Consider the following 13,141-nt stretch of genomic DNA (forward strand, 5'->3'; position numbering starts at 1 on the left):
GTCAGCTTGGTGACCAGTCGCTCGATGCCGGACTGCGCACTCGACAGGCTTACGTAGCGATTCCTCATCACCCTTCCCGCGTCGAAGGTGGTGAAGAGATGATACGCCACCTACGGAGTAGTGCCGCCATCATTACGTTTGCATTGGCCTGGTTTAGGCGGCGACGGCAAGCTGCGGCTGGTCCAAGGAAACCGTTTCGACGATAGCCTGAAATTCTTTCAGCAGATCCGCCTGATTCTGCAACAGGTACTGACGGACGGGCTCGTTTTCCAGAAGCTTGGTGAGGTAGCTCTTGGCCAGCACGAGATTCAGGACATCCTGCCCGTAGGTCTGCTCGACGATCTTGTACTGACCCTGCAGATTGCTCATCTCGCGTTCCATCTTCGCCATCTGCTCTGGACTCACGCCCGTCAGTTTTGCGGGCTTTTTACCTTCGACGAGACGCGAAGCCGGTGTTGCAACGAGCAGCGCTTCTGCATACGACACGCTGACATTGTTCGCTGCGACCATCAGTTCGACGCATTCGAGTTGTCGCGTCGGTTTCATTTTTCGAAGGGCGCGCACAAGCTCGGGCGAGAACTGGCGGTCACCGAGAAGCGATGCTGCCTCCGTACATATGCCGTCCAGAAGTGTCATTCGCTTAATGATCTGGGACACGTCGACTGCGAGGGCTTTTGCCAATCGTTCCGGTGAGACACCGCGCTCAACCGCACGCCGGATCATATAGTGCTCCTGGATCGTTGAAAGCCGGTTGATCCTGTTGTTATACGTATAGCTTTCATCGTCCGTGGATACGAGGCAGCTCGCCGTGGTCTGTCCAAGGTCCTGCAACGCAATCAGGCGAAGATGTCCGTCGAGCAGTACATGCTGGCCTGAAGTCTGATCGGCTGAGGTCACGGAAAGCGGTTCGATGAGGCCGACCTCCTGGATTGAGGCTCTGATCTGTTTGAATTTCCGCGATTCGACCACGCCGGTCGGCGTTCGACGCGACGGCAGTATGTTGGTGACTGAAACGGATAGCGGCTCGGGAATGAAGCCCAACGTCACGCCTGTCATGCTGCGCTCCCACCGGGCCAGACGCGTTCAGCCAGATATTTAGGCAGCGTGCTCAGTCCTTCCGCGCGGAGGAGGTTCACGAAATTCTCGTCGGCCAAAAGTTGCCGGAGGCCTCCCACCACGAAGAGAAGTCGCTGCTGCGTAAATTCGGCCTTTCTGACCATCGCCTTCTGCCGCTCCACTTCGCGTTGATAAGTGCGTACGAGGCTCGAAGTCGTGACACAGGTGACACTGCGCGACATGTTCCGATTGGCCAAGCGCCCAAGCGTTTTTCGTCGCTCGATCACGCGACGTGCGTCCATCAGCTGCCTGCCTCGAAGCTTTCCTGATTCGTACGCCTCCTGAAGAGCACCCTGAATCGCCTCATCGTTGTCGCCGGCGCCGACGATTGTGAGAGCAGCATTCAGTGGAATCTGCCCTTTTTCGACAGCAATAACGAGCCGTTCCTCACCGTGATGCAGCAGCGTCAGTATTCCTTGTACGTACTGTTGCGTGAGCCCCGTCTTCTCCGCGATCGTCTTCGGCGCGTAGCCGCGCTCCTGCAACTGCCGTATGCCGGCAAGCAGCTCCAGCGGCCGGCATTGCCGGCGTGCGATGTTCTCAGTGAGACTCATGATGAACGCGTCTTCATCGCTCACATTCACAACGAGGGCAGGAATCGCTGATTCACCAAGGGAGCGATACGCTTTGAGCCTTCCTTCGCCACACACAAGCAGATATTTCTCAATACCGCTGGAGGTCGCACGCGGCGTGACAAGAATCGGTTTCTTCAGGCCGATGATCTTTATATTGCCGACGATCTCGTCGAAGACTCGGCTATTGCGGTCACGGGGATTGATGACTTCGATCTGGTCAACGGGAATCATACGGACTTCACCTGACGACTGATGCTGGATCATGCTGCTCTCCTCAGGCGAGCACGCTGCGCCATTCCGTACAGGTAATCCAGCGTATCGAAGCGATAGCTTTCGAATTCGATCGGGTTGTGATCCGCCAGCTGTATGCGGGGTTGGCCGAAATCTAGGCGAGGCAGAAGGTAATAATCGAGCGCCGCCGAATTTTCGTGATCGAGTCGAACCGCTACGGTGATGTCTGCCAGTAGGCTGGTATCGAAGCGCACCTTCCAGTGATTGCGACCATCGCCGTGAGCCTGACAACGGGAGAGGACGATACAGGCGGTGAACTCGTTGTTGACGGTGAGAAGGTCTGTGGCTGAATCTCGGGTTACAGCTCCACCGAGGTCCGTGATCTTGTTTTCAGTTTCAGCGACGATTTTCGGGTGAAGCTGCCGCAGAAACCGGTTCGCCTCGACATACTGATAGTCACGGCCAGGCGTGAAGCCTACGGTCTGGTATGCTCGGATCAGGCTGCCAAACCGATACGCGTAGACGGAGGAAGACGGCATTCCCTCTGTTTCGTCGATCACGACACCGGAGAGAAAGCCACGGCTACGATACAGGTTTTTCAGGCGCTCGATCAGTTCCTCGCATGAATAGCGCCGGGCGCGCGCCCGCATGATGCCCTGCGCAGTGTAAAACGCTTCGCTCGGCACAATCGACTGAAATGCGCCGTCCTTGCGGATCCACATCTCAGGCGGATTGACCACCCGCGCCTTCTTAAGCTTGAATGACACGCGGTTGTAGACGTTATTGCCAATGTACTTCTCGTTGGTCAACACCTCCCTTACAGTTGTGCGGGTCCATTCACGATCGAGGTCGGTACGGACGCGCATGCCGTTTAGGCGCGCAGCGATCTCGTACTCATTCAACGATTCGTCGATAAACCAGTCATAAATGAGATTGACGATCCGGATCTCACTTTGCGGCCCCGGCATCAGAATGACGCGATCCGTCTGTAGCGACTTGTGCTCTCCGCGTTGCAAATCGCCCTTCATGAGGCCATGCTGATCAACGAGCACGCGTCGCATTCCATAACCAGCTGGGCCACCCTGCCGGAAGCCAAGCTCGATTAGTCGGCACTGACCTGCGAACACTTTCGTCGACAATTCACGGCTGTACTCGCCGGCCATGGCTCGCTTGACGCCCTTGACTATCGTCGATACAGGCGATCCATCGTTCTCGAATTGCTCGGCGCAATAGGCCACCTGGATGCCGGCACGCCTGCAGATGTATTCGTAGTAGGCGCTTTCGTCGGCGTCTTGAAAACGTCCCCAGCGACTGACGTCGTAGACCAGGATGACCTGAAAATCCGCGACATGATTTTCGACGTCGTGAATCAACTGCTGCAGGGCTTGTCGACCGTCGAGCCGCAGGCCGCTTTTGCCTTCATCGGCATAGGTGCGCACGAGCTCAAGTCCGCGTCGGGCCGCATACTCACGAATCCGATCGCGCTGGTTCTCGGTCGAGTACTGCTGATGTTCAGTCGACATGCGCACGTATTCGGCTGCGCGCAGCGGTTGCGCCTGTGCGTTGTCTGCGTCGTCTGTGTGATCGAGTGCCACGGTCCTGCTCCAGCCAGCGTTGACGCCGTCATTTGTTCCCCGCTCGCGTTCACTGTCGGTCAGAGGGATCGCTGCGGTCCGGCAGAAAATGGTTTCTCCGCAGCGCCACGACGATCAAATGCGCGGGTACAGAACGAAGGTAGCAGGCAATAAACCGAAGTCGATCAGGTCATCTCTTTGCAATTATGTGGGGACAAGCTTCGGCGCCGATAGCACAGCGATGTGCACTGTCCACGCGTTCATCTTTGCAATGCCGGCTTCTACCGCGTCGCGCAGTATGTAGAACCCGGACGTGAGTGGCCGCGAGGGCTGCAACGCGTTCATGTTTGCAATTGGCTGGCAAAACCGATGCGCATTCCGTTTGCGCTGCATGACGCGATTGCGCTCGCAATACGTTGGATGGGTCGCACGATACTGGCGCCAATAGTCTGGATGCCGGGCCAGCCAGTCCGCCTGTGCCCGGGCCTGGTTGTCGCGGTAGTCAGAATCCGTGCGAAGGCGCTGACGCTGCCACGCGCGTCGGCGAGCTCGCTGACAGGCTTCGGCTGAGCAGTACCGTTGATTGGGAACGTGCCGCAGAGGGGTGAACGCCGCTCCGCAGGCGGCGCAGGTTCGAGCCGATTTCATGACTAGGCTCCGCGTGATGACCGTGATGGACGGCGCTGGCGCAGATCTGGGGCGATTTCACGCGGCAGGATGCCTCGAGAAGCTCTGCCGGACGCAATTGCGCGAGCCACCCACGGAGATTTTCCCTGTTCTCGACACGAATGCCAGACGCACTTTAACGAGCCCCACGTCAGCAGGCCCGCATGCACGCTCGCATTTGTGAACAGCTTCAATAATCGCGGGCCACTTCCGCGAATCCAGTCGTCCGACGACCCGGAGTATGACTCTCAGGAACAAAGTGCAACGAAATCTGGCTTGGCTCGATAAAGTGCAGAAACTTGGTTCCCCGGTGTATTTCCTCAATTAGTTCGATCCCCTGTTCTACCGTAGTTGGGGTGCAAAAAGAAGGTTCGAACTGAGTGCAAGAAATTGCTTCGTGTCTCACGTAGAATTCCGCAAACCCCGCGTAGCGTAAGGCTCGCGGGGTTTTTGTTTCCATTCCGGAATCATGAGTTCCGTCGACTGCCGGGGGCATTTTCTCCATCGCCTCCTTAAGTGCAAAAACCGGCCTCGCGCCGGTTTTTGCACTTCTACACACGGAAATCGGCAACCGCCTATCAACGCGTTGCCGCGGAGCCGCACCGATCCCTAACTCCTCAGGCAGACCGCGCGGCAAACCTCACTCAGAACTTATCCCACCCGTCATCAGCGCTCGCAACAGACACCGCCGACACCCCAACCGAACTCCCCACACCATTCGCCCCCACCAATGCCGCGACCGGCGCCACGCCCGTCGCTCGCGTGGCCCGTTGCGTTGTCGCCAACGCTTCCCGCCTCGGCATCGCGCTACGCTGAGCCAACGCCGGAGCATGAGCCGACACATGACCGGACGCATGCGCAGACCCATAAACCGGAGCCGCAGCACCCGCCCCCATCCCGCCGCTATTCACCACCTGAAAAAACGCCACCGCTTCGCTCAACTGCTGCCCCTGATCTTCCATCGAGCGCGATGCGGCCGCGGCTTCTTCCACGAGCGCGGCGTTCTGCTGCGTGACGTTGTCCATCTGCGTGATCGCGAGATTCACCTGCTCGATGCCGCGGCTCTGTTCGCTCGATGCTGCCGCGATCTCCGCCATGATGTCGGTTACGCGCGCGACGGCCTGCGTGACTTCGCTCATCGTCTTGCCCGCTTCGCTGGCGAGCGCCGAGCCGTCGCGGATGCGGTCCACCGAGTTCGCGATCAGATCCTTGATCTCCTTGGCCGCGCTCGACGAGCGTTGCGCGAGGCTGCGCACTTCGCTCGCGACCACCGCGAAGCCGCGTCCCTGTTCGCCCGCGCGAGCCGCTTCGACGGCCGCGTTCAGCGCGAGGATATTCGTCTGGAACGCGATGCCTTCGATCATGCCGGTGATGTCCGCGATCTTCGTCGAGCTATCGCTGATCTGCTGCATCGTGTCGACGACCTGGCCGACCACCACGCTGCCTTTCTGCGCGACCGACGACGCGTTCGCCGCCAGCGTGCTGCCCTGCTGCGCGTTATCGGCGTTCTGTCTGACCGTCGACGTCAGTTCCTCCATGCTCGACGCCGTTTCCTGCAGCGAGGCGGCCTGCTGTTCGGTGCGCTGGCTCAGGTCCATGTTGCCCGCCGCGATCTGGCGTGCCGCGCCGGCAATGCTCGTGCTGCTGTCGCGCACGCGCGTGACGATGATGGTGAGCCGCTCGTTCATCTCGCGTAGCGCGCCGAGCAGTTTGCTGGTTTCGTCGTGGCCGTCGGCGCTGATGCGCGTGCGCAGATCGCCTTGCGACACCGTGCGTGCGACGTCGATCGCAAAGCCGAGCGGTCCGGTCACCGCGCGCGAGATCAGCCAGCACGAAACGATCGCGAGCGCGATGGCGGCGAGGCAGATCGCGATCAGCAGATTGCGCTGATTCTGATAGTGCTCGGCGTAGTCGTTGATCAACTGCTCCTGGCGGGTCCGCGTGTAGTCGGCATAGGTATCGGTCGCACGGATCAACTGGGCGAGCAGCGGGCGGCAGTTGTCGTCGATGTCGGTGACCGCGTCGTCGCGCTTGCCGGCGAGCGCGAGATTGACGATGCGCGTGGCGACCGGACCATACGCCGCCTCGATGCGATTGATCTCGGCGACGAGACTGCGCGCCTTCTCCGACGTATCGGTCGCGTTCGCAATCATCTCGTTCAACTGTTTCAGGTGCGCCTGCACGTCTTCGTGCGCGCGCATCACGTCGGCCTTTTCTATTTCGACGTCCTGGGGTTTGGTCACGAGCACGAGATTGCGCGCGGCGATCGCGCGCCGGTCGATCGCCGTTCGCACCTGCACGACCATGTCCGCGCGCGCATTGATGCCGTGCACGTAGTTGGTGAAACCATCGGTCGAGTCGCTTAGCGCTTTCAGCGAAAGCCCGGAGACGGCGACGACGATCAAGGAAAGCATGCCGAAGCCGGCAATGAGCTTGCTTCTGATGGTGAGGCGATTGAGGATCACTTTTATTCTCTCCAATAACGAAACATCGAGCGATTCGTATGGACTCTCAGGTCCGGACATGGGAACGTTTCTACGAGGACGCCGTACTTCCCGACGGCTTGACGTCATACCCCGGCAGGCATTGCGCGTGAGCGCTGACCGGCGAGGGCATCCCATTTACCGGTTATCGGATCGGATGCCGCCGGACTTGATAGAGATCGGAATTTTTTGCGCACGCTTGCCCGCGATGGCTGAAGGAGGTGGAAAATTGTGCGGCCTTGCTTCTATTTAGGCGCATGATGAAAACCCGACCTTTCGATCTGATTGCAGCGGGGCGGGCGTTGAAGTCGAGGAGCGCGGGGGCTTCGTCCGGTTCCATCGCCGTGCAGCGTTTGTTTGTGTTCTTTTGCCCAGGAACAATGTTTGTGTTCGTTTACGCCGATCGGCCGAGGTTGAGGTAGTCTTGCTGAAACCCCTCGTTCCCCGGTTTCGCGCGCTTGTGGTTGCCTCCCGACGAACGAACCCGTCGCTGCGCGAATGCCGGCTAGTTCGTTTCCACCCATGCGATCAATACCGGATTCCGTCAGTCGAGATATTCGCGCCGCGCTAAGCGACCTGGACGGCGCGCGCGAATGGATGGCTTCGATCTGCGGTCCGCACGGTCTGCAGGTCAGCCGGCCGGAGCGGCTGCGGTTTCACCAGTCGGGCACCGTGTTGCGGTCGATGGCGACGACGCTCGGCTTTGTCGAGTACGGCACCGACGTCACGGTCGCGGTGCGCGAGAACAGTCCGCTGAACTGCTATAGCGTGAGCCTGCCGATGGTCGGGCAGCAGGAACTGGCCGCGCACGGCAAGACATGGCTGTCGGATCAGGACTGCGGGTTGATCGTCAGTCCGCAGGAGTCGCAGGACCTGGCCATCACCGGCAATTGCCGCAAGCTGCATGTCGCGATTCCGCGCGCCGCGCTTCAGCAGGTGCTGCAGACGATGCTGCAACGTCCGCTCGACGCGCCGCTCGTGTTCCAGCCCGACATGGACGCGGCGGCCGGCGAGCAGGGCACGTGGTGGCGCATGGTCAAGTTTCTCGCCGGCGAGATGGAACGCGCGGGGGCGCTCGGGCAGCTCTATATGTCGAGCGAATTCGAACTGACGCTGCTCAAGGGGCTGCTGCTGTCGCAGCCGCACAACTACTCGGCGCAACTCGCCAATGCGTCGGCCGTGACGCCGCCGCATTACCTGATCAAGGCGCGCCAGTTCATTCACGACAACGCGCGCGAGCCGATCACGCTCGAAGAGATCGAGCGCGCCTCGGGGGTGTCGCGCTTCAAGCTGTTCGACGGATTCCGGCAGTATTTCGGCTGTGCGCCGATTGCCTATCTGAAGCGCTACCGGCTCGAATCGGTGCGGCGCGATATTCTCGAAGACCGTTCGGTGCGCAATATTTCATCGGTTGCGCTGAGTTGGGGGATGTCGCATCTCGGCCGCTTTTCGACCGAGTACAAGGTGATGTTCGGCGAGTCGCCGTCCGATACGCTCAAGCGCGCGGCGCGCGTGCCAGTGAAGCGGGGCTGATTCGCCGGCCGCGAGTTCGCCTGACACTCGCGCATTCGCCGTCAGCGTTTTGCCAAATGGAATCGTCCCGTCCGATCGCCTTGCGACGACGGAACGGGACGCAAAAGAAACACACACTCAAACACAACTGCAAACAGAGCCGCAGCGGGAGCGCGACGGAAGAACCCGCGTCACATCACGCACTTTACCGTGCGTTGCTCTCGCCAAACTTCTCGTAGTACAGCCGGTAGTCCTGAATGCCTTGCTCGGCGAGCCAGGTCTTGATCGCTTCGACCATCGGCGGCGGGCCGCACACGTACATGTCGAAGCCATTTGCTTCGAGGAACGAACGGTCGAAATGTTCGGGGATCAGCCCCGTCTTGCCCGACCATTCCGGCACGGCATTCATCACGACCGTTTCGACCGCGAAGCCCTCGATGCTCGCCTTGTAGCCGTCGATGCGCCCGGTTTCGCACAGGTCGGCCGCATTGGTGACGCCGTAGTACAGATGCACCGGATGCGCGCAATTGCGCTTCGCCGCAATCTCGTCGAGCATGCCGAGGAACGCGGAGAGTCCCGTGCCGCCCGCGACCATCACGAGCGGACGCTCGATCTGACGCAGATAGAACGCGCCGAGCGGTGCCTCGAATTCGACCGTGTCGCCGACCTTGCAGCGCTCGCGCAGGTAGTTGCTCATCACGCCGTCGGGCAGCAGGCGAATCAGGAACTGCAAATCGTTGCGCGTATTCGGATGATTCGCGAACGAGTACGAACGCCAGTCCTCGGTGCCGGGCACCTTCACGCGCGCGTATTGCCCCGGCAGAAAATCGAGCTGACGCGCATGCGCGCTCGCATCGAGACGCAGAACCGCGGTCGTCGCCGACACGAGTTCGACGCCGACTACGCGCGCCGACACGGTGCTCGTGCCCGCGCCTTTGCACAGCGTCGAATCGAAGTCGAAATAGAACGACGCGTCCGACTTTACGCGCGTCTGGCACGAGAGGATCTTGCGCTCGTCGAGGTCGGCCTCGCTGAGCGTTTCCTCGTCGACGTAATCGAGCGTGTAGTCGCCCGATTCGCAGCGGCCCTGGCAGGTGCCGCACACGCCTTCGCGGCAATCGAGCGGAATGTTCACGCCGTGGCGCAGTGCCGCATCGAGCAGCAGCTCGTTCGGGCTCACGTCGAAGAACGCGGTTTTGCCATCGGCAAAGCTCAATGCGACTTTATGTTTCATCGTCGTGCTCCCGCTTACAGATGGTAGAAGTCCAGCACCGCGTTGATGTGGTCGTTCAGCAGCAGCACGTGCTTGCGCGTGATCTTCCAGCTATCGCCCGACGGCCGCAGGTCGTACACCGCGCGGCCGTAGAAGTAGTCGGTCGAGCCGTGGCGCGTGTAGAGCGTCGACCAGTTCACGTTGGCCTCGACGCCCGCATCCGCGCGCTCGCTCAGACGCACGTTGCTGATCTGATGCATGGTGCGCGGCAGCGGCGTCGACGCGGCCGACTTGCCGGTGCGCAGACGGAACACGCGGTCTTCGAGACCGGAGCGGTCCGAGTAGTAAATCAGCGACATGCCCTGCTTCGGGTCGGTCGTGTAGACGTGTTCCGAATCCCACTGCGGCACGTGAAACACGCTCTGCGGATCGAATAGTTCGAGGTAGTCGTCCCATTGCTGCCGGTCGCACAGATCGGCTTTCAGATACAGAAACTGCTCGATGGCGTGCTGGAGCTGGCTCATGCCTGTTCTCCCTGCGATGCGATGGATTGGTCGAGGCCCTTGAGGATCGTGTCGCGCCATGTGCCGTGCTGGTTCACGTAGAGCCCTTCGTGGGTCAGTTCGGTGCCGGTCAGGTTCGGGGCGATGCCGAGCAGCGTCGTGTTCGCGGTCGCGCTGCTGGCCCACTTGTGATGGCCGCGCGAGATGTCGCTCCAGCGTTCGAGCCGTGCCTGGAAGCCGCGCTGCTGCTCGCGGAATTCGACGAGGTCGTCGGGCGTGCCCATGCCGGACACGTTGAAGAAGTCTTCGAACTGGCGGATGCGGTTCTCGCGATCCTTCGCCGACTCGCCCTTCACGCCGATGCACTGGCTGATGATCTCGGTCTTGTTCCAGGCGAGCGGCCGCACGATGCGCAGCTGCGAGCTGATCTGGTCCATGAAGAAGAGGCTCGGGTAGACGTTCAGGTTGCGCAGCCGGTGCATCATCCATTCGGCCTTGCCCTGGCCGTAGGCGTCGACGAGGCGCGGCATCACGCTCGCGTAGCCGGGGCGCACTTCGGGGTTCGGCATGTCGCTGAACAGCACGCTATGGCCGTTTTTGAACGCGAACCAGCCGTCGTCGGTTTCGTGGTCGCCGGCGCCGAGCTTGCTGTAGTCGAGCGTGCCGCTCGCGCTTTCGCCGCTGCCGCCGTTCTTCGCATTCGATTCGATGCGATGCTGCACGGTCGCCACGTAGTTGTAGTGCACGGTGCTCACGTGATAGCCGTCGAGACCGTTTTCGTTCTGCAGCTTCCAGTTGCCGTCGAACGTGTAGGTCGACTTGCCGGGCAGCACTTCGAGCTCGCCGGTCGGCGACTGCGCGACCATCATGTCGAAGAAGAGGCGCGCGTCGCCGAGATAGTCTTCGAGCGTGTCGGTGCCGTCGACGTCGAGGCTCACGAACACGAAGCCCTTGTAGCTCGCGATACGCGCTTTCTTGAGGCCGCGCGCCGACTTGTCGAAGTCGTCGCAGTATTCGCCGGGTGCCTTCACCTTCACGAGGCGGCCGTCGTTCTTGTAGCACCAGGCGTGGAAGGGGCACGTGAAGGTCGACTGGTTGCCCTTCGTCATGCGCGTGAGCGTGGCGCCGCGGTGCTGGCACGCGTTGATCATCGCGTTGAGGTTGCCGGCGCCGTCGCGCGAAATGATGAGCGGCTGGCGGCCCGCGCGCATCGTCAGGAAGTCGTTCCTGTTGGGAATTTCGCTTTCGTGGCACGCGTAGATCCAGGCCTTCTCGAAGATGTACTCCATCTCGAGCGAGAACAGCTCGGGTTCCGTGAACATTTCGCGGGCAATCCGGTAGACGCCTTCCGCCGGGCGGAAGTCCAGACAGCCGCTAACGAATTCGCGCCATTGGCTGGCGCTACGCTTTTCGCTCATGAGGTCTCTCTCCTTGTGTCCAATCGTTTGAACGTGACAGGCTCGATTGAATACCCAAGTGGCGAGGCGAACTATCCGGCCAATTTGCATTCGCTATCCGGATAATTCGACGGCGGCCGGACAGGCGCGCGGGCGGCCCGGAAGGCGCTCAGTCAGGCGGCTGGAAGGTGGCGGGGCGAGCGCCGGAAAACGGCCCGAAAACGGCCCGAAAACGGCCCGACGGTCGCCCGAAGCCCCCGACGGCGGGCCGCCGCGGCCTTGCACGGCCTTTGCGTGGCTTGGCGCGCTTGCCGCCCACGGCCGGCCCCGGCGCCAGTTCGCAAAATCATGCGTCTTCGCGTCATGGCGGGCGCTCGCGTCTGCTACCCTACCGGTTCAGGGGACGCGTACTCCGGAGATTCGCGCGGGACGCGGCCAATACCGTTCACGCGCGTGGTCGAGCGCAGGTTTAAAACGAACAGCAAATGGTGACGCGCCGACCGAACGCCGTGATTGCGATCAGCATCGTGCTAGCGGGTGCGATTCTCGCGATCGCCGTCTGGTTGCTCGCGCAGATGCGCGACGACGCCTTGCGGCGCGCGCAGGACTCGGTCGACAACGTCTCGCTGCTGGTCGAGCGCGACGTGTCGCGCAATCTCGAGATCTACGACCTGTCGCTGCGCGCGGTGATCGACGGACTCGAACAGCCGGGCGTGCTCGAACTGCCGCCGACGATTCGCCAGATGGTGCTGTTCGACGGCTCGATCAGCGCGAAGGACATGGGCTCGGTGTTCGTGCTCGACGCCCGCGGCAACGTGCGCTTCGATTCGCGTACGACCGAGCCGCAGCCGGGCAATTTCGCCGACCGCGATTACTTCAAGGTGCATCGCGATAAGCCGGATGCCGGCCTCTTCATCAGCCATCCGTTCGGCCCCGAAGGTAGCGTCAGCGATAAAGACCTGCGCATCGCGCTGAGCCGGCGCATCACGCAGCCGGACGGCAGCTTCGGCGGCGTGGTGGTCGGCACCATGCGCCTCACGTATTTTCACCGCCTGTTCGATGGCATGAAGCTCGGGCCGAGCGGCTCGATGGCGCTGATGCTCAACGACGGCACGATGCTGATGCGCCGTCCTTACGATCTGAAAACGATCGGCATCAACCTGACCGGCACCGCGAACTATTCCCGTTTCGTCCAGCAGCCGAGCGGCGACTTCTTCGGCACGGCGGCGATCGACGGCGTCGAGCGCTGGTACGCGTTCCGCCATATCGACATCTATCCGCTGATTCTCGACGTCGCGCTGTCGACCAACGACATCTACGTCCAATGGCGGCGGCGCGCGTGGATCATCGGCACGCTGATCGCCGGGCTCGACGTAACGATCATCGCGCTCGCGATCCTGTTCGCGTACCAGTTGCGCCTGCGTCGCGCGGCCGAGGAAGAGCTGCGCGAACTCGCGCGCACCGACGGCTTGACCGGGCTGAACAACCGCCGCGCGTTCGAGGAACACGTGGGCGAGGAATGGCGCCGCGCGCAGCGCAACGGCTGGCCGCTCTCGCTACTGCTGATCGACGTCGACAACTTCAAGGACTTCAACGACCTGTACGGCCATTCGGCCGGCGACGAAGCGTTGATCGGCGTGGCGCGCTGCATCGCGCAAAACGTGCGGCGCCCCGGCGACACGGCCGCGCGCTACGGCGGCGAAGAGTTCGCCGTGCTGCTGCCGGACACCGACTCGGCCGGCGCGCGGTGCATCGGCGAGCAGATTCGCGCGGCGGTGCAGGCACTGCAATGCCGCCACGTGGCGAGCGTGCACCACGTCCTGACGGTGAGCGTCGGCGCGGCCACCGCGTACGGCACGGCGCTCGCGACG

Annotated in this window: 9 protein-coding genes; 2 read left to right on the forward strand and 7 right to left on the reverse strand. The window is 61.6% G+C overall.

Going from position 1 to position 13,141, the window contains the following annotated elements:
- Positions 1-153: 153 nt before the first annotated feature.
- From GXB81_RS14035 to GXB81_RS14050, 4 genes are all read right to left on the reverse strand, one after another.
- Positions 154-1,056 carry a plasmid partitioning protein RepB C-terminal domain-containing protein gene (locus tag GXB81_RS14035; protein ID WP_205989451.1) on the reverse strand — a complete coding sequence of 301 codons (903 nt, stop codon included), beginning with the start codon at positions 1,054-1,056 and terminating at the stop codon, positions 154-156.
- Entirely contained in the window at positions 1,053-1,955 is a 903-nt protein-coding gene (locus GXB81_RS14040) for a plasmid partitioning protein RepB C-terminal domain-containing protein (RefSeq protein WP_205989452.1), read from the reverse strand. The genes GXB81_RS14035 and GXB81_RS14040 overlap by 4 nt, the downstream gene beginning before the upstream one ends.
- Positions 1,952-3,517 carry a recombinase family protein gene (locus GXB81_RS14045; protein ID WP_346777794.1) on the reverse strand — a complete coding sequence of 522 codons (1,566 nt, stop codon included), beginning with the start codon at positions 3,515-3,517 and terminating at the stop codon, positions 1,952-1,954. Before GXB81_RS14045 ends, GXB81_RS14040 begins: the two co-directional genes overlap by 4 nt.
- Positions 3,518-4,806: 1,289 nt before the next feature.
- A complete protein-coding gene (locus GXB81_RS14050; RefSeq protein ID WP_345889840.1) occupies positions 4,807-6,627 on the reverse strand; it encodes a methyl-accepting chemotaxis protein in 1,821 nt (606 codons plus the stop codon).
- 615 nt (positions 6,628-7,242) lie between these two features.
- Here GXB81_RS14050 and GXB81_RS14055 point away from each other — a divergent pair.
- On the forward strand, positions 7,243-8,178 hold the full coding sequence (locus GXB81_RS14055) for an AraC family transcriptional regulator (RefSeq protein ID WP_240158937.1): 936 nt from the start codon (positions 7,243-7,245) through the stop codon (positions 8,176-8,178).
- Between the two features lie 184 nt (positions 8,179-8,362).
- Here GXB81_RS14055 and antC read toward each other — a convergent pair whose 3' ends face one another.
- From antC to antA, 3 genes are read right to left on the reverse strand one after another with little or no spacing between them, the layout of a single operon-like run.
- Complete coding sequence (gene antC / locus GXB81_RS14060; RefSeq protein ID WP_205989453.1) at positions 8,363-9,391, reverse strand: anthranilate 1,2-dioxygenase electron transfer component AntC; 1,029 nt, start codon at positions 9,389-9,391, stop codon at positions 8,363-8,365.
- Positions 9,392-9,405: 14 nt separating this feature from the next.
- Positions 9,406-9,894 carry an anthranilate 1,2-dioxygenase small subunit gene (gene antB, locus GXB81_RS14065; RefSeq protein ID WP_167042270.1) on the reverse strand — a complete coding sequence of 163 codons (489 nt, stop codon included), beginning with the start codon at positions 9,892-9,894 and terminating at the stop codon, positions 9,406-9,408.
- On the reverse strand, positions 9,891-11,291 hold the full coding sequence (antA, locus tag GXB81_RS14070) for an anthranilate 1,2-dioxygenase large subunit (protein WP_167042272.1): 1,401 nt from the start codon (positions 11,289-11,291) through the stop codon (positions 9,891-9,893). The genes antB and antA overlap by 4 nt, the downstream gene beginning before the upstream one ends.
- 464 nt (positions 11,292-11,755) lie before the next feature.
- On the opposite strand from antA, the gene GXB81_RS14075 reads away from it, so the two are divergent.
- Positions 11,756-13,141: sensor domain-containing diguanylate cyclase (locus GXB81_RS14075; protein ID WP_205989454.1), on the forward strand; the 1,386-nt coding region annotated here is incomplete at its 3' end.

Origin of the sequence: Paraburkholderia sp. Ac-20336, from assembly GCF_017105025.1 — a bacterium.
In the GTDB taxonomy this organism is placed as follows: domain Bacteria; phylum Pseudomonadota; class Gammaproteobacteria; order Burkholderiales; family Burkholderiaceae; genus Paraburkholderia.

What these genes read in the sequence shown, in the direction of transcription:
- antA (WP_167042272.1), bottom strand. Translation starts at nt 11,291, where the DNA reads ATGAGCGAAAAGCGTAGCGCCAGCCAATGGCGCGAATTCGTTAGCGGC.
- GXB81_RS14055 (WP_240158937.1), top strand. Translation starts at nt 7,243, where the DNA reads ATGGCTTCGATCTGCGGTCCGCACGGTCTGCAGGTCAGCCGGCCGGAG.
- antB (WP_167042270.1), bottom strand. Translation starts at nt 9,894, where the DNA reads ATGAGCCAGCTCCAGCACGCCATCGAGCAGTTTCTGTATCTGAAAGCC.
- antC (WP_205989453.1), bottom strand. Translation starts at nt 9,391, where the DNA reads ATGAAACATAAAGTCGCATTGAGCTTTGCCGATGGCAAAACCGCGTTC.
- GXB81_RS14035 (WP_205989451.1), bottom strand. Translation starts at nt 1,056, where the DNA reads ATGACAGGCGTGACGTTGGGCTTCATTCCCGAGCCGCTATCCGTTTCA.
- GXB81_RS14040 (WP_205989452.1), bottom strand. Translation starts at nt 1,955, where the DNA reads ATGATCCAGCATCAGTCGTCAGGTGAAGTCCGTATGATTCCCGTTGAC.